Origin of the sequence: Flavobacterium sp. W22_SRS_FK3, assembly GCF_052113665.1 — a bacterium.
In the GTDB taxonomy this organism is placed as follows: domain Bacteria; phylum Bacteroidota; class Bacteroidia; order Flavobacteriales; family Flavobacteriaceae; genus Flavobacterium.
Genome location: NZ_JBGQOF010000009.1, coordinates 126,048 through 143,899 on the forward strand (window position 1 = coordinate 126,048; position 17,852 = coordinate 143,899).

The 17,852-nt window shown below is 33.0% G+C and carries 18 protein-coding genes; 13 read left to right on the top strand and 5 right to left on the bottom strand.

Going from position 1 to position 17,852, the window contains the following annotated elements; genetic code table 11:
* The first annotated feature begins 146 nt into the window (after window positions 1-146).
* Together clpP and clpX are read left to right on the top strand one after the other, a co-directional pair.
* The gene (gene clpP / locus ACEN2I_RS10860) at window positions 147-821 is read left to right on the top strand and encodes an ATP-dependent Clp endopeptidase proteolytic subunit ClpP (protein WP_065452078.1); all 675 of its coding nucleotides are present in this window, start codon (window positions 147-149) and stop codon (window positions 819-821) included.
* 79 nt (window positions 822-900) lie between these two features.
* Window positions 901-2,133, top strand: coding sequence for an ATP-dependent Clp protease ATP-binding subunit ClpX (clpX, locus tag ACEN2I_RS10865; protein ID WP_441766125.1), 1,233 nt, complete (start codon window positions 901-903; stop codon window positions 2,131-2,133).
* A 182-nt stretch (window positions 2,134-2,315) separates the two neighbouring features.
* On the opposite strand, the gene ACEN2I_RS10870 is transcribed toward clpX, so the two are convergent.
* Window positions 2,316-3,281: a GlxA family transcriptional regulator gene (locus ACEN2I_RS10870; protein WP_441766126.1), complete on the bottom strand. Its 966-nt coding sequence runs from the start codon at window positions 3,279-3,281 to the stop codon at window positions 2,316-2,318.
* 130 nt (window positions 3,282-3,411) lie between these two features.
* Between ACEN2I_RS10870 and ACEN2I_RS10875 the strand changes: the two genes are divergently transcribed.
* The 9 genes from ACEN2I_RS10875 to serB all read left to right on the top strand — a co-directional run bounded on the left by ACEN2I_RS10875 (window position 3,412) and on the right by serB (window position 8,940).
* Window positions 3,412-3,819: a VOC family protein gene (locus ACEN2I_RS10875; protein WP_441766127.1), complete on the top strand. Its 408-nt coding sequence runs from the start codon at window positions 3,412-3,414 to the stop codon at window positions 3,817-3,819.
* Window positions 3,820-3,844: 25 nt separating this feature from the next.
* Window positions 3,845-4,249: an SRPBCC domain-containing protein gene (locus tag ACEN2I_RS10880; protein WP_441766128.1), complete on the top strand. Its 405-nt coding sequence runs from the start codon at window positions 3,845-3,847 to the stop codon at window positions 4,247-4,249.
* Between the two features lie 30 nt (window positions 4,250-4,279).
* On the top strand, window positions 4,280-4,624 hold the full coding sequence (locus tag ACEN2I_RS10885; protein WP_441766129.1) for a DUF1801 domain-containing protein: 345 nt from the start codon (window positions 4,280-4,282) through the stop codon (window positions 4,622-4,624).
* 55 nt (window positions 4,625-4,679) lie between these two features.
* The gene (locus ACEN2I_RS10890) at window positions 4,680-5,084 is read left to right on the top strand and encodes an SRPBCC family protein (RefSeq protein ID WP_441766130.1); all 405 of its coding nucleotides are present in this window, start codon (window positions 4,680-4,682) and stop codon (window positions 5,082-5,084) included.
* A gap of 64 nt (window positions 5,085-5,148) precedes the next feature.
* The gene (locus ACEN2I_RS10895; protein WP_441766131.1) at window positions 5,149-6,036 is read left to right on the top strand and encodes an alpha/beta fold hydrolase; all 888 of its coding nucleotides are present in this window, start codon (window positions 5,149-5,151) and stop codon (window positions 6,034-6,036) included.
* A 150-nt stretch (window positions 6,037-6,186) separates the two neighbouring features.
* Entirely contained in the window at window positions 6,187-6,594 is a 408-nt protein-coding gene (locus ACEN2I_RS10900; protein WP_441766132.1) for a VOC family protein, read from the top strand.
* Window position 6,595: 1 nt separating this feature from the next.
* Window positions 6,596-7,033, top strand: coding sequence for an SRPBCC domain-containing protein (locus tag ACEN2I_RS10905; protein ID WP_441766133.1), 438 nt, complete (start codon window positions 6,596-6,598; stop codon window positions 7,031-7,033).
* 79 nt (window positions 7,034-7,112) lie between these two features.
* A complete protein-coding gene (locus ACEN2I_RS10910) occupies window positions 7,113-7,553 on the top strand; it encodes a VOC family protein (protein ID WP_441766134.1) in 441 nt (146 codons plus the stop codon).
* A 157-nt stretch (window positions 7,554-7,710) separates the two neighbouring features.
* Entirely contained in the window at window positions 7,711-8,940 is a 1,230-nt protein-coding gene (gene serB, locus ACEN2I_RS10915) for a phosphoserine phosphatase SerB (protein WP_441766135.1), read from the top strand.
* Window positions 8,941-9,223: 283 nt separating this feature from the next.
* Here the strand turns inward: serB and ACEN2I_RS10920 are convergent, their stop codons facing one another.
* Both ACEN2I_RS10920 and ACEN2I_RS10925 read right to left on the bottom strand, forming a co-directional pair.
* Window positions 9,224-10,147, bottom strand: coding sequence for a restriction endonuclease (locus tag ACEN2I_RS10920; protein ID WP_441766136.1), 924 nt, complete (start codon window positions 10,145-10,147; stop codon window positions 9,224-9,226).
* Window positions 10,148-10,189: 42 nt separating this feature from the next.
* The gene (locus tag ACEN2I_RS10925; RefSeq protein WP_441766137.1) at window positions 10,190-11,698 is read right to left on the bottom strand and encodes a GH3 auxin-responsive promoter family protein; all 1,509 of its coding nucleotides are present in this window, start codon (window positions 11,696-11,698) and stop codon (window positions 10,190-10,192) included.
* 236 nt (window positions 11,699-11,934) lie between these two features.
* Here ACEN2I_RS10925 and ACEN2I_RS10930 point away from each other — a divergent pair, with 236 nt between their 5' ends.
* Together ACEN2I_RS10930 and ACEN2I_RS10935 are read left to right on the top strand one after the other, a co-directional pair.
* Window positions 11,935-12,729 carry a DUF2797 domain-containing protein gene (locus tag ACEN2I_RS10930; RefSeq protein WP_441766138.1) on the top strand — a complete coding sequence of 265 codons (795 nt, stop codon included), beginning with the start codon at window positions 11,935-11,937 and terminating at the stop codon, window positions 12,727-12,729.
* A gap of 240 nt (window positions 12,730-12,969) precedes the next feature.
* On the top strand, window positions 12,970-14,052 hold the full coding sequence (locus ACEN2I_RS10935; protein ID WP_441766139.1) for a glycosyltransferase family 9 protein: 1,083 nt from the start codon (window positions 12,970-12,972) through the stop codon (window positions 14,050-14,052).
* 40 nt (window positions 14,053-14,092) lie between these two features.
* Here the strand turns inward: ACEN2I_RS10935 and ACEN2I_RS10940 are convergent, their stop codons facing one another.
* Window positions 14,093-16,720, bottom strand: a complete 2,628-nt coding sequence (locus ACEN2I_RS10940) for an AsmA family protein (RefSeq protein WP_441766140.1) — start codon at window positions 16,718-16,720, stop codon at window positions 14,093-14,095.
* A 176-nt stretch (window positions 16,721-16,896) separates the two neighbouring features.
* Window positions 16,897-17,847 carry an alpha/beta hydrolase gene (locus ACEN2I_RS10945; RefSeq protein WP_441766141.1) on the bottom strand — a complete coding sequence of 317 codons (951 nt, stop codon included), beginning with the start codon at window positions 17,845-17,847 and terminating at the stop codon, window positions 16,897-16,899.
* Window positions 17,848-17,852: the final 5 nt, after the last annotated feature.

Genomic DNA, 17,852 nt, shown 5'->3' on the forward strand with positions numbered 1-17,852 from the left:
CAAAAAATAGTTACCATTTCAAAAAGCTTTTCACTGCTATCTGGGCTAAAAAAACAAGACAAATTGACATCACATATAAATAAGGTATGACCTTTGATGAATCAAAAACATACAACATAGTAACGTAAAACTTAGAACACTTAAATATGAACTACGGTAAAGAATTCAAAAAATTTGCTACAAAGCACCAGGGAGTAAACGCTATGTACTACGACAAAATCGTTGCAGCGATGAACCCAACTAATATGACTCCATATATTATCGAAGAGCGTCAGTTGAATGTTTCTCAATTGGATGTGTTTTCAAGATTAATGATGGACAGAATTATCTTTTTAGGAACCGGTATCGACGATCAAATCGCTAATATCGTTCAGGCCCAATTATTGTTTTTAGAAAGTGCCGATGCTTCAAAAGATATTCAAATTTATCTAAATTCTCCTGGAGGAAGCGTTTACGCAGGATTAGGAATTTACGATACCATGCAGTACATCAAACCAGACGTAGCCACAATTTGTACAGGTATGGCAGCATCAATGGGGGCTGTTTTATTATGTGCAGGAGCTGCAGGAAAACGTTCGGCTTTACCACATTCAAGAGTAATGATTCACCAGCCATCAGGAGGTGCACAAGGTGTTGCAACTGACATGGAAATCAACTTACGTGAAATGCTAAAACTGAAAGATGAATTATACAACATTATTTCGCAACATTCCGGACAATCTTTTGAGAGAGTGCACAAAGACAGTGAACGTGATTACTGGATGAAAGCCGATGAAGCAAAAGAATACGGTATGATTGATGAAGTATTGAGAAGAGGATAAATAGTTATTGGTTGATGGTTGATAGTTGTTGGATTTAAACCATCAACTATCAACCATCAACTATCAACAAAAAAAAGGAATGGCAAAAGTAGTATTAGAATGTTCGTTTTGTGGAAGAAAAAAGCCAGAAACCAATTTATTGATTGCAGGTATCAATGCACACATTTGTGATAAGTGTATTGAACAAGCACACGGAATTGTAATAGAAGAATTAAAATCAAGCGGGAGCTCAAAATTGGTTGGCGACTTAATTTTAAAGAAACCAAAAGAAATCAGAGCTTTCTTAGATCAGTATGTTATTGGTCAGGATCAGACAAAAAAAGTAATGTCAGTTGCGGTTTACAACCACTACAAACGTTTAATGCAACAGCAATTAGACGATGAAGTAGAGATTGAAAAAAGTAACATCATTATGGTAGGTCAAACCGGAACCGGAAAAACATTGGTAGCTAAAACTATCGCCAAAATGTTAGATGTTCCTTTGGCTATTGTTGATGCAACTGTACTTACAGAAGCAGGTTATGTAGGTGAAGATGTCGAAAGTATTTTGACACGTTTACTGCAGGCTGCTGATTACGATGTGACCAAAGCGGAAAGAGGAATCGTTTTTATTGATGAAATAGATAAAATTGCCCGTAAGAGCGATAATCCATCCATAACTCGTGACGTTTCTGGTGAAGGTGTGCAACAAGCTTTATTGAAATTATTGGAAGGAACAGTTGTAAATGTACCGCCAAAAGGAGGTCGTAAACATCCGGATCAAAAATTTGTTGAGGTAAATACACAAAACATTCTGTTTATTGCCGGAGGTGCTTTTGATGGCGTTGAAAAAATTATTTCGAAGCGTTTGAACCGTCAGGCAGTTGGTTATTCTACTTCTAAAAATGTGGACAATATCGACAAAGACAATTTGCTGCAATATATTATCCCAAAAGATATTAAAGATTTTGGTCTGATTCCTGAGATTATTGGTCGTCTACCTGTTTTAACGCACATGGATCCATTAGATAGAGAAACATTGCGTGCTATTCTGACCCAGCCTAAAAATGCATTGATCAAACAATATCAAAAGTTATTTTTAATGGATGAAGTAGAATTCAATATTACAGACGAAGCTTTGGATTTTATTGTAGATAAAGCATTGGAATACAAATTAGGTGCTCGTGGATTGCGTTCTTTATGCGAAGCTATCTTAACTGATGCGATGTACGAATTGCCAAGTTCAGATGATAAACTTTTGAAAATCGATAAAGAATATGCAGAGCACACTCTAAGTAAAAATTTATTGAAAAGGATGGAAATTGCTTCATAAGAAGTAATTTATAATTTCAAAACCCGGGTTATCGATGTAGCCCGGGTTTTTTTTATGATTGGAAGCCAGGTTTTTAGCCCTGATAGAAGCGGCATCCTATTGTTGCGGGGTTCGCAACAATAGATACAGCGGATAGCAGGACTAAAGGTGTTTTGAAAATTGAATTCCTGCTCCTGAAAAAACTACTGAACCCTAAACTTCTCCCGGTATTCAATTGGTTTCATTCCGACCATTTTAAAAAATACTTTACGGAAAGCTTTCGGGTCATTGTAACCCGTTTTTTCGATGATTTCTGAAATCGAAAGTTGGGTCTGTTCAAGGTATTTCTTTGAACTTTCTACGCGAATATTCTGCAAGTATTCAATTGGCGGAATTCCTGTAACCTGTTTAAACCGGCGTGTCATGTTTCTGGCACTTGTTGGAATATCTTTTGTGATTTCTTCCAGTTTTTCAATAGAATGGTACTGACTCTCAATTTTTTGCTGCAGCATCGCAACCAAACTGTCATTATGTAAATGATTGGGTCTGAACGTGCTGAAATAGCTTTGTTTGTATCGGTTTAAATCAATTGAGAAAATCTTAGCAATCTGAACTGCGATTTCGTTTCCACAATATTTCTGAACCAAAAGAATCAATAAATGAAAAGTCGAAGTCGATCCTCCACTTGTGTACAAACTACCATCAGCGGTGAGTGTTTCTTCGGGTTTTAATTTTACTAATGGAAAAGCTTTTGTAAACGCACTGCAGGCATCGACATGAGTAGTGGCCAATTTTTCGTTAAGCAAACCTGAAGCAGCAAATAAAAAGGCACCGGTACAAAAACTGGCTAATTCGCTTCCAGTTTGATGCTGCTTTTGCAACCAAGGAATAAATTTTTGATTCTTCTCAATCATTTCTGCCATATTATCAGTGGTAAAGGCGGGAATCAAAATGAGTTCTAAATTTTTATCATAATCCTCAATTAAATTTACTTCATAACCAAACAAATGCCTTTGTTCTATTTGTTCTGCCGATTGAAAAACCATAATTTCAAAAGGCTTTTCAGTTTCCTGATGTAATTTATTAGCTGTTTCAAAAACTTCTAAAATGGCTGCTACACTTAGTAATTTATAGTCATATCCCAAAATTAGACCTACCTTCTTGCTCATGATTTTAACTTTTTCAGTATTACGAAGATATGCATTTTGTCTTAAATGACCCTAAAGTTGACTTTTTTTGTAATCTAAAACGTATTATTTAACTTTAAATTTGTTTCAATAATTTGTAATTTTATAAATCATGAAAACAAAAATTTTCTTAAATCTTCCTGTAAAAGATTTAAATAGATCAATTACATTTTTTACTCAACTAGGTTTTTCTTTCAATCCAAAATTTACAAATGAAAAAGCAACTTGTTTGATTATTGGTGATAATATTAATGTAATGCTTTTAGTAGAAGAGTTTTTTAAAACATTTACAGCGAAAGAGATTTGTGATACTGCTAATGCAAGCGAAGTTATTATCTCGATATCAGCAGAAACCCGAAAAGGAGTAGATGAAATGATCGAAAAAGTGATGAAAGCCGGTGGATCAGATATGGAGACAAAAGATTACGGCTGGATGTATCAACGCAATTTTGTGGACTTAGACGGACATCATTGGGAGATTTTCTTTATGGACGAAAGTCAGATTCCGCAAATGGGTTAATCTGTTAATTTAACTAATTTAGAGTATGATAACTGTAAAAACTATAGTGAATGCTTCAATTGGTAAAGTTTGGGAATTTTGGACGACTCCAAAATATATTCAGAAATGGAATAACCCAACTGATGAATGGCATACACCATATGTAGAAAATGATCTAGAGGCTGGAGGGAAATTCAAGTATACAATGGCGAGAAAAGACGAAAGTATTTCTTTTAATTATGAAGGAATTTATACTAAAATCGACAATTTTTTAGTTATAGAATATCGACTTTTAGATAACAGAATAGGAAGTGTTCTTTTTGAAAATCAGAATGATAAAGTGAAAATTACAGAAATATTTGAACCCGAAGCAGTAAATTCTAAAAGTGAGCAAAAGCAATTTTGTCAAGCTGTTATTGATAATTTTAAAAAATATACTGAAGCAAATTAAATGATGAAATAATCAAATAAAAGCAGCGAAGTGACTGAATTTCTAAACAAACTAAACCATCCTTTTAGAACAGAAATAGAGCAATTGAGAGATGGCGTTTTAGTATCAAATAAAGATCTGACTGAAAATATAAAATGGAATGCACCCAACTATTGCTTTGAAAACGAAGACAGACTTACAATGAGGATTCAGCCATTAGCTACACAAGTTCAGCTGATTTTTCATAGAGGAGCAAAAAAGCAGAAACAGCCAAAAGACAGATTAATAGCAAATAAAAGCAAAATGTTAGTATGGAAAGAAAATGACAGGGCAATTATAACTTTTAAAAATTGTCAGGAGATTGAAAATGGAAAAGCGAAGCTGGAAAAATTATAAACGAATGGATAAATGCATCGTAAAAATAAACAATATTTTTTAAATAGATAACAACATGATTACAGTACAAACAACAATCAATTCATTAATAGAAAAGGTTTGGGAGTTTTGGACTTTACCGGAACATATTACAAAATGGAATTTTGCATCACCGGATTGGCATACGCCTTACGCAGAAAATGATTTAAGAGAAGGTGGGGAATTTAAATCGACTATGGCGGCGAAAGATGGGAGTTTGAGTTTTGACTTTGAAGGAGAATATACTTTGGTAAAACATCATAAAGCAATTGGGTACATTATAGCCGATGGAAGAAAGGTCGAAATTACTTTCAATGAAACTCCAGACGGGGTAGAAGTAATTGAAAGTTTTGATCCTGAAACACTAAATCCCGAAGAAATGCAGCGCGGAGGCTGGCAGGCGATTCTGGATAATTTTAAAAAGTATGTAGAAAGTAATTAGATATTTTCACAAATTCTAAGCCATTGAGATTGAGCTTTAGATATGCACATCAACAGAAAATAATATGAAACAAGCAATCAATTATTTTGCATTGATAATTTTAACATTGATTTCGTGCAATACCAAAACAGAAAAACTAAATAGTATGGAGACTACAAGCGATAGTTTAACTTTTAAAAGAGGATATTCTGAAGTAAATGGACTGAAAATGTATTATGAAATTTATGGACAAGGCAAGCCACTTTTTTTAATACATGGCGGTGGTTCTACTATTCAGACAAGTTTTGAAAAAATTATCCCTTTGCTTTCTAAAAATAGAAAGGTAATTGCAGTTGAATTGCAAGCCCATGGTCGTACAAATGATAGAAAAGCTGACCTTACATTTGAACAAGACGCAGACGATATTGCCAAACTACTTAAAAATCTAAACATTGCAAAAGCAGACTTTTTTGGTTTCAGTAACGGCGGGACTACAACTTTACAAATTGCAATTAGACATCCTGAAATTGTCGACAAAATAATTTTGGGCTCAGCGCTTGCTAAACGTAATGGAGTTCCTGATTGGTTTTGGGGCTTCATGTCTCAGGCAAAGTTGGAAAATATGCCTGAAAAACTGAAAGAAGGATACAAAAAGGTGGCAGCAGATAAAAACGGATTACAGATAATGCACGACAAAGATGTAAATAGAATGGTGAACTTCAGAGATATTACAGATGAGCAAATCAAATCTATCAAGGTACCTGCTTTAATTATTATTGGGGATAAGGATGTTATTTTACCCGAACATGCGATAGAACTTCACCGACAAATTGTAAACTCTGAATTGGCAATAATTCCAGGCGGACACGGAGGTTATATTGGCGAAATTACAACAGTTACTCCCGATTTTAAAGAAAATGAACTCGTTGTTCCAATGATTGAAAAGTTCTTAAACAAGAAGCAAAATGAATAATTAGGACTGTTAAGCAGTATGATAATATTAGGTTATTCTAAATTGTTTTTATCTTAAATAAGAAATAACTGCTTATGAATCTAATAAAACTGATTCATTTGAATTTTCTTAATAATTATTAATATGGTTAAAACATTAAAAAATACTATTATGACAAAGCAAATATGGCTTAATCTGCCGGTAAAAAATGTAGCAAAAGCGAAAGACTTTTTTTGGAAAATGGGCTTTTCGTTTAATGAACAACATGACACACCAAGTTCGACTTGCATGGTTATAGGTGAAGGAAATTTTGTTGTAATGCTTTTTGAAGAATTATTATTTAAAAGTTTTTCTCAAAATGAATTGACAGATCCAAATTCAAGTTCTGAAATCTTAATTTCAATTGATGCTGAAAGTAAAGAAGAGGTTGATGCTTTGGAAGAAAAAGTGAAAGAAGCCGGAGGAACAGTTTTTAGTCCGCCTGCTGAAAGTCAGGGATGGATGTACGGTTTTGGTTTTTCCGATTTAGATGGTCATCGCTGGAATGTTTTGCATATGGACTTTAGTAAATTATCATAATATGGAAACCTTAGAATTTAAAATCAGAATCAAAGCCCAGGCAGAAAAAGTCTGGTCGGTTTTGTGGGATGATGAAACCTACAAAAAATGGACAAGCGCTTTTTGCGAAGGTTCATACACCATAAGTGATTGGAAGGAAGGCGATAAAATACATTTCATGTCACCTAACGGAGAAGGAATGTATAGTATTATCGAAAATAAAATTCCAAATGAATACATGGCTTTTAAGCATTTAGGCGAAATAAAAGATTTTAAAGAATTACCTGTCACTGAAGAAACTAAAAAGTGGAGTGGAGCAATGGAAACCTATAGATTAACTAAGGATGACGAATTTATAGATTTAGTCGCGCAGGTAGATTCGGTCGAAAAATATATCGATTATTTCAAAGAAGTATTTCCAAAAGGATTGGAAATAGTAAAAGAACTTGCGGAAAAGTAAAAAACCAATATCAATTACAATGGCAATATCAAATTGTAATGAGGAATAGAAATGAATAATAACAATAAAATATCGAATCATGGCAACAGCAGTAAACCCTTATTTAATGTTTAATGGAAAGTGTGAAGAAGCATTTCTGTTTTATAAATCTGTTTTTGGAGGAGAATTTCCATATATAGGAAAATATAAAGATGCACCTGCAGAAGAGGGTGATAAACAACTTTCTGAGGAAGATGCAAACAGAATTATGCATGTTTCCCTGCCAATTGGCAATACCATTTTGATGGGAAGCGACAGTCATCCCAAATATGGTGATGTAGGTTTTGGAGATAATTTTTCAATTTCAATCAATACTGAAAGCACTGAAGAAGCAGACAGGCTTTTTAACGGACTTTCGGCCGGTGGTAAAGTTGAAATGCCAATGAACAAAACCTTTTGGGGAGCTTATTTCGGAATGTTTAAAGACAAATTCGGAATAAACTGGATGGTAAATTTTGATGAAAATGAACCAAATAAATAATAAAAAAGTTACGTTATTTTAATAGCGAAACAGAATTGTTAAATTAATTGAAAAAGCACATAAATATGTGCTTTTTCTTTTCAAAAAAACAAACAATATCCTTTTTTATCAAAAATAGATTGCCGATTTTTGTCGCTTCTTAAAATCAATAAGGATAATGGTAACAGAAGATAAAGAAATAATTTTATTAAAAGTTTCAGGACATGATAAAATAGGAGTTACAGCGGGTTTAACAGCTGTATTGGCAAATTATAACGCTATTATTTTAGACATTGGTCAGGCCGATATTCATGATACACTTTCTCTTGGAATTTTGTTCGAAATTGAAGCAGGTTCTTCTTCTGCCCCTGTTTTAAAAGATTTACTTTTTAAAGCTTACGAGTTAGAAATCAAAGTAAAGTTTATTCCAATTTCTATTGATGATTACGAAAAATGGGTTAAAACGCAATCTAAGCAACGTTATATTATCAATATTTTGGGCGAAAAGTTAACTGCTACACAATTGTCTGCCGTGACTCAAATTATGTCAGACCAACACTTAAATATTGATTCTATCATAAGACTAACGGGAAGAACCTCTGTGGTCGAAAAAGAAGAATATCCACGTTCTTGTATTCAATTATCGGTAACGGGCGAGATTGAAAATAAGATTCTAATGACAGCAAGTTTCATGGAAATTTCAAGAACATTAGATGTTGATATTTCTTTTCAGGAAGACAATATTTACAGAAGAAACAGACGTTTGGTTTGTTTCGATATGGATTCAACGTTAATTCAGACCGAAGTTATTGATGAATTGGCAGAACTTAACGGAGTAGGGGAACAAGTTCGCGCGATTACAGAATCGGCAATGAATGGCGAAATTGATTTCAACGAAAGCTTCAAAAAACGTATGGCTTTATTGGAAGGTTTAAGTGAAGACGTTTTACAAAAAGTAGCCGAAAATTTACCAATTACAAAAGGAGCACACCGCTTGATGAAAGCGCTGAAATATTACGGATATAAAACTGCAATTCTGTCCGGTGGATTTACTTATTTTGGAGAATACCTGCAAAAAGAATTAGGCATCGATTACGTACACGCCAATCAGCTAGAAATTAAAGACGGTAAATTAACCGGTAAATATATAGGTGATATCGTAGACGGTTTAAAAAAAGCCGAATACCTGACAGCCATTGCCGAAAAAGAGGGTATTCACATCAACCAGACCATTGCTGTTGGTGACGGAGCAAACGATCTGCCAATGATTAACTTAGCCGGTCTCGGAATCGCATTCCACGCCAAGCCAAAAGTAAAAGAAAGTGCTTCAAATTCTATTTCAAGTTTGGGTCTTGATGGCGTTTTATACTTATTAGGATACCACGACAGATATATTGATATGATGTAATTTAATCTGATTTTTTTCTCGTCAATTTTGTCCTTTCGAAGAATGAGAAATCTTCGAAAGTAACTCGATAATCAAAATAAAAATTCACAAAACCTTAGTTCATAAATTTAACCTAAGGTTTTTTTATGGGCATCCCCCGCCGAAAAAAGCGGGTCGGGCTATTCGTTCTAATCTTTTGTGCCGAACCCCGGCACAAAAGGATTTCCACTTCTATCCCTTATGCGGTTTAGTGGGATTTAAGGTTTTTAAACACGAGTAAAACTTTAATAATTAACATGATTTATTATAGCTCATCACTCATTGAGTCCCAAAAATCTGTATCCATTTTTTTAATTTCGATTGTTTGCTCTATTTGCATTCCTAGTCCATAATCATAAATATAACTTGCTAAGTCTTTTCCATCAATTAATACAACCGTTGTATTTCCGAATAAATTTTCTACGTATTCTATAGCACCTCTAGTAAAATAAGAAGTGGTTATGAAAACCCCTTTATTAGATTGAGCAACAGCTAATGCACCTACAAACTTCTGAATTTCTTCACGCCCAATCGCAATGTCAAGGCGATATCTTTTAGCTTGGATATTAATTCTCCCAAATCCTAAAATATCTTCTTTTATAATTCCATCAATCCCTCCATCGTTAGATCTTTGAGTGATCAACCCGGAATTTTTTATTTCTCCTCCATATCCCATTTTCTGCAATAATAACACAACTAATTTTTCAAAAGCAGTTGGAGTTTTACTTAAAATAGTTGTTAATATTTCATCATAAACTGAATTTCGAATATTACTGAATGATGTATAAAGTTTTTCTTGTGGAGTTAGCCTATCACTTGTTTCAATTATTTTTATTTCAGGATTTTTGTTCGTTTTTTTTGTTTTGTCACGTTTTGCAACTTTTTCATCAACGTAGGTATTAATTTTATCTGGATTTTTTAGTATCTCAATTCCTTTTGAATTGATTTTGTAATTTCCTCTTGCAGGTTTGTCCAAAAGACCTGCCATATTCAAATAACTTAATGCCCAAGAAATTCTATCATAGAAGATATGTCCATTGCCTGATGTGTACATTTCATTAATTTCTTCTTCTGTTAAGTCAAATTCTTTAGAAAGTGGTTCAATGAAGTCTTTTAATTTCATTGTTTTTCCATCTAATAATAAATTTAATGAAGGAATTCTGAGTTCATCATGTTTTGGTATTGCCATATTTTTTCTTTAAATATAATAGAAATGAATTATTGAGGTTGTCTACATCTCCTTCAGCTGCTCCAAATAATCTCTCTGATTCGAAAGTCTCGGAATCTTATGTTGTCCACCTAATTTGTCTCTTTCTTTTAACCAGTCATAAAATAAATTTTCTCTGGCAACATTAATCACCAAAGGATTTAAAGTCATGTTATTGTATCTTTTTGCTTCGTAATCGGAGTTTAAAGTCTGTAAAGTTTCGTCGAGCACTTTCTGGAAAAGCCCAACATCAGCCGGTTTTTTTTTGAATTCAATCATCCATTCATGAGCGCCTTTTTCTTTGTCCTGCATGAAAATAGGAGCAACGGTATAATCAATAACTTCGGTATGGGTTATTTTACAAGCTTTAGCAATCGCCTGATCGGTATTTTCTACCATTAATTCTTCACCAAAAACATTAATATGATGTTTCGTTCTTCCAGTGACCCGAATTCTATATGGGTTTAATGAGGTAAAACGAATGGTATCTCCAATTAAATAGCGCCATAATCCGGAATTAGTCGTAATAACTATAGCATAATTTTTATTCAGTTCAACATCGGCCAAACGAACTACTTTTTGGTTTGGAGTATCAAAAGTATCCATTGGAATAAACTCGTAGAAAATACCATAATCCAACATCAGTAATAAATCGCTGGAATTATTCAAATCCTGTATGGCGAAAAATCCTTCAGAGGCATTGTAGATTTCGTAGTATTTAAAATCCTTGCTTGGAAGTATGTTTTTGTATTGTTCTTTATAGGGAGAAAAACTCACGCCACCATGAAAATACACTTCAAGGTTTGGCCAAAGTTCAAGCAGATTTGCTTTCCCTGTATCTTCTAAAACGCGATTCATCAAAACCAGCATCCAAGAAGGGACTCCGGCAAAACTGGTTACGTTTTCATATTTTGTTTCGTTTATAATTGCAGCAATTTTGCTTTCCCATTCCGTCATCAGGGAAATTTTATTGCTCGGAGTACTGCTAAACTCTGCCCAAATAGGCATATTTTCGATCAAAATCGCCGATAAATCACCAAAAAAAGTATTGTTGTTTTCGTAAATCTGAGAACTTCCGCCCAAGCGAAGACTTTTCCCTACAAACAATTCAGAATCTTCATTATTATTTAGATACAAACAAAGTAAATCTTTACTGCCTTTATAGTGGCAATCTTCCAAAGCTTCGTTGCTTACAGGTATAAATTTGCTTTTGGCATTTGTTGTTCCACTCGATTTTGCAAACCATTTTATAGGGGTCTCCCAAAAAACACCCTGCTCACCCTGTCTTGTACGTTCGATTAGGGGCTGTAATTCTTCGTAACCCGAAATTGGAACTCTTTCTGTAAAAGTCTGATATGAATTGATTGATGAAAATTCATATTTTTTTCCAAGAATCGTATTTTCTGACGCTGTTAATAAATTGTGCAGGAGTTCTTCCTGGACTTCGTTTGGATATTTTAGAAAAAGTTCTATCTGATGTATTCTTTGTTTCAGAACCCACGAAGCAAACGAATTTATTATGGATATAGGCATGAGGGAATTTTAGATTTTTGATTGCTGATTTTAGATTTTAGATTTTGTGGTTAGTGCAAAATCAGGAAATTTAAAATTTGAATATTGATAACAAATATTAACTTTGTCATTCATATCAAAAATAGTGTTTTTTTACAAAAAACAATTTATTTGCAACAAAGATTCCTTTTCATAAAATGAATTTTTAAACAGGAATCTAAAATCTAAATTTTAAACACTACAATCTAAAATATCAAATGCAATATCAAGGAGTACTTACAAAAATGCAAACTGAAATTGGGAATCCAATTCAATATTATTTGGTTTTTGAAGATAGTTTTCTCAATATGAATCAATTATTGAATAAGGAAATCGAAATCAATTTTGCAGGTTATCAATGTTTGAATTGCTGTAAAAAGAAAAAAATATTCCGTCAGGGATTTTGCTACGATTGTTTTTATTCAAGTCCTGCTGTTGGTGACTGGATTATGAGACCTGAATTGAGCACGGCACATTTAGGAATCGCAGATCGTGATTTAGAATATGAGCAAAAAGTTCAGTTGCAGACTCACGTTGTATATTTGGCTGTAGCAAGCGAAATAAAAGTAGGGGTAACCCGCAAAACACAAGTACCAACCAGATGGATAGACCAGGGCGCAAGTCATGCAATTGCTGTTGTTGAGGTTCCTAACAGATATTTGGCAGGAATTACCGAAGTGGCACTAAAAAATCATTATACAGATAAAACCAATTGGAGAAAAATGCTTCAAAACCCAACGCAGACTTTCGATCTAATTGCTGAAAAAGAAAAATTGGAAAGCTTAATTCCGGAAGAAGCCAGAGATTACTTTTATAGCCAAAAAGATGATGTCTGTGATTTACATTATCCGGTTCTTCATTATCCTGAAAAAGTGGCAAGTCTAAATTTAGATAAAATACCATCATTTCATGGTAAGCTAATCGGAATCAAAGGCCAGTATTTAATTTTTGAAAACGGAACTGTTTTTAATGTCAGAGGTTCGGAAGGCTATTTGGTTTCAATTTCTGTTTAAATTTTAGATTTTAGAATGTTAAAAAAAAAATGCTTTGTTAATTACAAAGCATTTTTTATGCATTGTAAGTATTTGATAATAATATATTTGGAGTGGTGATATTGAAACATTTGGTTACAATTTTATAATGATTACTTGTTGAAGGATTTTTATCTTTAAAAGATTAAGGAATTAGTTTTGTAAAAATTACAAAAAAGATTCGTTTTTAAACGATTATAAATCAGGTTAATTAGTTATAAAATGGGAGTTTTAAATAAAATAAATGTTTTGAGACGCGCTATAACGCATGGTTTAACACAGAATATCGGAAAATCATACGCTGATCAAGGCATTACTTTAGTTAACAGAAACGAAATCAAGAGAGTATTGATATGCAGGCCAAATGGTCGCCTCGGAAATATTTTATTAATTACACCTTTCGTCCAGGAACTGGAAGAAACTTTTCCAAATTGTAAAATTGATTTATTTGTAAAAGGGACTTTAGCAACTGTTATTTTTGAAAACTATGATCATATATCCAGAATAATCGAATTGCCCAAAAAACCTTTCAGTAATTTATTAAAATATTTTAGTGTATGGATTTCCTTAAAAAGATATAAATACGATATTGCCATAAATGTAGATCAAGGTTCATCTTCGGGACGCCTTGGAGTAAAATTTTCTAATTCGAAATTTAAATTTTTTGGTGATTTGCCTTCTTCTGCCAATTTATATTATAGGGATTATGCTCATATTGCCAAATACCCTATTTATCATTTTCGGGATTATCTAACCAAATTAGGTTTTGATAAAAAGGAAAATCATATTGCTCCGCTGGATCTTAAACTAACTTCTTTTGAAATTGCTCAAGGAAAGAAAACATTAAACAACCTGGTGCACCATAATTACAAAAAAACAATTTGTTTGTTTACGTATGCAACCGGAGCAAAATGTTTACCGGAAACCTGGTGGGAAGATTTTTATGCTAATCTGAAAGCTCAATACAAAAATTTTAATATCATTGAGATCCTGCCAATAGAAAATGTTTCTCAGATTGGTTTTAAAGCGCCTGTATTTTACAGTAAAGATATTCGTGAAATTGGAGCTTTAATAGCTAGTACTGATATATTTATTGGAGCAGATAGTGGAATCATGCATTTGGCTAGTGCTGTTCATACCCCTACTGTAGGATTGTTTTCAGTTTCAAACCTAAAAAAATATGAACCATACTATAATAACAGCATTGGGGTAGATGTGAATAGTTTCTCTGAAAAAGACTATTTTAAAATTTTCAATACAATTTTAGATAACGGAAAATCAGGGGTGTATTACAAAGCAATTTAAATAAAAAAGGTCAATCTTCCGATTGACCTTTTCGTTTATATTATTTTTTCTTCTTAAACAAGCCATTCAATAACTCGCTGGCTTTTGTTTTTACTTCTTCAGTAGTTTTGGCCTTATTTTGAGTTTCGGTCTTCGTAGTGTCTTTTGATTTGGTGTTTTTATTAAGCAAATCTGTAAGTGCCGAAGTACCTTGTTTGGCTAATTTCTCTTTTTGTTGATTAACCACCTGCGTCGTAAGATTGCTAACTGCTGTCTTAGTATCGATAGCTACTTTTGGGTTTGAAAAATTACCAGTAATCATACCTGAAATTGGAATATTCTCTAATTTAGCAGCATCAGCAGGAGACATTTTAGCAAGAAAAGCATTTGCTTCTGAACCTAAGTATTTTGCAGGAACATCTAATTTAATATTGTAATTCATGGTTTGGTCAAAACCATGAGTTCCTCCAATCGTAGCTTTGATATCCTGATATTTTATATCAAATGGTTTTACATTTACTTTCCCGTCTTCAAAAGTTAAAGCCATCTTCAGGTCATTCAGGTTTAATTTATTTACATCAATAAAACTTACTTTTGAACCTAAAGCACTTAATAAATTAGAGTTTTTGGCGTTTACAGTTGTAGAAAGTAATTGTCCGAACAAATCTCCTGTAATTGATTTTAAATCCGGTGTCAGTTCATTTGCATCTAAATTTCCGTTTAATTTTATAGTCGAATTTAATTTACCATTAATGATTCCCGCTATAGGTGCAATTTTTTTCATCATATCCAATTGCGTAAAAGTCTGTGCAATATCAACCTGATTAAAACCTAAATTCATATCAAAGGTTGGTACTTTTTCTTTTGTAGAAACAGCGCCTGTTAAACCAATTGTTCCTCCAAATATGGATGTTTTAAAATTTTCTAAAAGCGCTTTTTCATCTTTTATAATCAATTTTCCTGAAACGTCTTTTAGTTTTAGATTATCATATAAAACAGTTGTAGCTTTTGCGTTTAGAGTACAATTCAGGAACGCAGGAATTTTCATTGCCTCTGCAGGCTTTGCAGCTGTTTTTGTTTCAGTTTTTGCTTCACCGGTTGCACCGGTAGTTTTTGCAGGTTCGCCGGAAGTCATGAAATCATCAACAGCCAATTGGTTTGAACTCATGTTGAAATTTCCTTTCAGCTCTTGCTTTTTAAACATAAATCCATAGAAATTTTCTAAAACACCATTAATACTGATGTCACTTTTCCCAGTAGTTGCATTAAACTGTTTTAAGTTGATTCGGCTTGGATTAAACTCAACCAAAGCAGTACTGATGTTCATCGATTTGTTATTCTCATCTGTATATTTGAATCCTGACAGACTCATAGTTCCAGCATTTTTGATGTTTTCGTATTGGCTTTTTTCAACTGAAGCCATATCAAATTGCGTCGTAACATCCGCTTTTAAAATACCCGCCAAAGGGGTATCCATTTTAATTGGATATGCTTTTGAAAGATTTGCAAGGTTTACAGTTCCTTTTAAAGCGGCATCAACCATTGGATTTACGGTTATATTTTTAACATTGGCTTTAGCACTAAAAACATCCTGATCAATTCTAAACGAAAGTTTGTCCAGATTTACATAAGTATCATTTAAAATACCGGTTTCATTGATGATTTTAGTATCTATTACAATATTCTGAACTGATTTTGGTAAGTTTGGATATTGAAAAGATGAATTGTTTGATGCAATCGCAATATTAAATTTTGGAACAGTTGTTTCTGTCAGTTCCCCTTTGGCAAAACCAATAATGGTAAAGTCTCCGGTTGTTTTTACACCATCTAAACCAGAAGCATAAGCTGAAGGAATTAACCCTAAGAAATTAGTAAACGATGAGGTTGGGGTTTTAAATTTTAAATCGTAAATCTGACCCGCTTCAACCATTTGGATAAATCCGTCAAATTCTAAAGGCAATTGATTGATTAAAGCTTTGTTCTCTTTAAAAGTATATTTGCTTTTCTCTAAATCAATTCCTAAAACAGCATCTAAAGTGAGTTTTACATTTTTAAGATAATTCATTTTATCCATATCTAAAGAAACTTTGGCCGTAGATTTTGTAGTTAAATCAAGTTGAGAATTGGTAAAATCTCCCGTGCCTTCATGGTTAAGACTATCAATTACCATCTTTATTTTGGATCCCTGATCAATATATCTAAAAGTGAAATTTTCAATTTTATAATTCTGAATTTTTAGCGAAAGTGGTTCGCTTTTCTCTTCTTTTGCTGTTTCTTTTTTGTCTTTTAAAGCAATGTCAAAGTTTCCAAGTCCGTCTTTGTTAAATATAATATTAATTAAGCCATTTTTAGAGCTTATTCCTTCAATACTTAAAGGTTCTTCTTTTCCTTTGAACAGTTCTTTGATGCTCATTTTTAAATCCAATTCGCCTAACGAAACTAAAGTATCTCCTTCAAAAGGAGCTTTGTTGATAATGACTAACTTTTCAATTGAAACATTAGCATTTGGGAAATTTTTAAACAAACTTAAATCAGCATCTGCAAAACTTACTTTTGCGTCGACACTTTCATTAATGGCTTCAGCAATTTTGGCTTTGATCTGATCTTTAAAAAAGTACGGAATGGCAAATAACGCCGCAATAAAAACAACAAGTAAAATACCGGTGATTTTTAGAATTTTTTTAAGCATATAAATAGAATTTGAGGTTTAATTGTATAATTGGATCGCTGTAAAAATAGTTTTTTTGATTGAGTTTAAAGATAAAGTTTTACTAAAAATATAAGTAATATATTTGTTTTTTTAGGGATAAAAAAATCCGTCTGAATATATATTCAAACGGATTTGTAATGGTTTTATGATTTTAATTATTTTTTAATGAAAGAAATAATATTACTTGTCATGATTTCTGAAACAGGTAAATTTTCATTATTGTAACTTTCCATGTTTGCCTGATTATCACCATCGATATTTTTCATGATATGATTCATTTTGTCAACGATCAAAAGTTCCGCATTTTTGTTTGCCTGCGATAAAAGCTCCGCATCTTTTACAGTTACTTGTAAATCCTTGTTTCCCTGAACAATCAAAATTGGAATATTTAATTTTTTGATTTCTGTTTGAGGATCGTATTTAAACCATGAAATTAAATAAGGCTGAATGCTCGCTCTAAAAAGAGAATTTAGCATAGGATCAACTTTTTTTACCGTGTTGCCGCTCTTGAGGCTGTCAATTATTGGGAACGTCAAATCGTTTAGCTGTTTATTCGATTTAGATGCGATTTGTGTTTTTATCAATTGATCAGCTGATTCTCCCGGACCTGCAATAGAAATGAATTTATTTGCTTTTGCTCCTGCAATCATTCCTATTAAGGAACCTTCGCTATGTCCGATAACAATTACTTCAGAAAAACGTTTGTCTTGTTTTAGTAGATTAATCCAGCTTTTGGCGTCTTCAGTATAATTTTCAAATACCAGCGTTTGTTCTGAAATTGCAGAAGCTTTACTTTCTCCAATTCCTCTTTTATCATAACGCAATGATGCGATTCCATTTTTTGCCAGTTCTTCCGCCAGCATTTTCAACGAATTGTTTTTCATCATCGGATTATTTCCGTTTCTGTCTGTTGGTCCGGAACCTGAAATTAGCAATGCTACAGGAAATTTCTTTGTCAGATCAGGAGGAGTTGTTAATGTTCCAAAAAGCTGATCGGTATTGATTTTTAAAACTATAGGAGATTCCTTAAAAGTGATTTCATTTTTATCCTGAGCATTTGCTAAATTCAAAAATAAGACGGCGACAAGAAAAACTATTTTTTTCATTTTCG

Bases quoted from the DNA above. Each gene is read 5' to 3' on its own strand.
- ACEN2I_RS10930 (WP_441766138.1), top strand. From the start codon at position 11,935: ATGCAATATCAAGGAGTACTTACAAAAATGCAAACTGAAATTGGGAAT.
- clpX (WP_441766125.1), top strand. From the start codon at position 901: ATGGCAAAAGTAGTATTAGAATGTTCGTTTTGTGGAAGAAAAAAGCCA.
- ACEN2I_RS10870 (WP_441766126.1), bottom strand. From the start codon at position 3,281: ATGAGCAAGAAGGTAGGTCTAATTTTGGGATATGACTATAAATTACTA.
- ACEN2I_RS10880 (WP_441766128.1), top strand. From the start codon at position 3,845: ATGATAACTGTAAAAACTATAGTGAATGCTTCAATTGGTAAAGTTTGG.
- serB (WP_441766135.1), top strand. From the start codon at position 7,711: ATGGTAACAGAAGATAAAGAAATAATTTTATTAAAAGTTTCAGGACAT.
- ACEN2I_RS10945 (WP_441766141.1), bottom strand. From the start codon at position 17,847: ATGAAAAAAATAGTTTTTCTTGTCGCCGTCTTATTTTTGAATTTAGCA.
- ACEN2I_RS10925 (WP_441766137.1), bottom strand. From the start codon at position 11,698: ATGCCTATATCCATAATAAATTCGTTTGCTTCGTGGGTTCTGAAACAA.
- ACEN2I_RS10895 (WP_441766131.1), top strand. From the start codon at position 5,149: ATGAAACAAGCAATCAATTATTTTGCATTGATAATTTTAACATTGATT.
- clpP (WP_065452078.1), top strand. From the start codon at position 147: ATGAACTACGGTAAAGAATTCAAAAAATTTGCTACAAAGCACCAGGGA.
- ACEN2I_RS10900 (WP_441766132.1), top strand. From the start codon at position 6,187: ATGACAAAGCAAATATGGCTTAATCTGCCGGTAAAAAATGTAGCAAAA.
- ACEN2I_RS10920 (WP_441766136.1), bottom strand. From the start codon at position 10,147: ATGGCAATACCAAAACATGATGAACTCAGAATTCCTTCATTAAATTTA.
- ACEN2I_RS10875 (WP_441766127.1), top strand. From the start codon at position 3,412: ATGAAAACAAAAATTTTCTTAAATCTTCCTGTAAAAGATTTAAATAGA.
- ACEN2I_RS10910 (WP_441766134.1), top strand. From the start codon at position 7,113: ATGGCAACAGCAGTAAACCCTTATTTAATGTTTAATGGAAAGTGTGAA.
- ACEN2I_RS10940 (WP_441766140.1), bottom strand. From the start codon at position 16,720: ATGCTTAAAAAAATTCTAAAAATCACCGGTATTTTACTTGTTGTTTTT.
- ACEN2I_RS10935 (WP_441766139.1), top strand. From the start codon at position 12,970: ATGGGAGTTTTAAATAAAATAAATGTTTTGAGACGCGCTATAACGCAT.
- ACEN2I_RS10905 (WP_441766133.1), top strand. From the start codon at position 6,596: ATGGAAACCTTAGAATTTAAAATCAGAATCAAAGCCCAGGCAGAAAAA.
- ACEN2I_RS10890 (WP_441766130.1), top strand. From the start codon at position 4,680: ATGATTACAGTACAAACAACAATCAATTCATTAATAGAAAAGGTTTGG.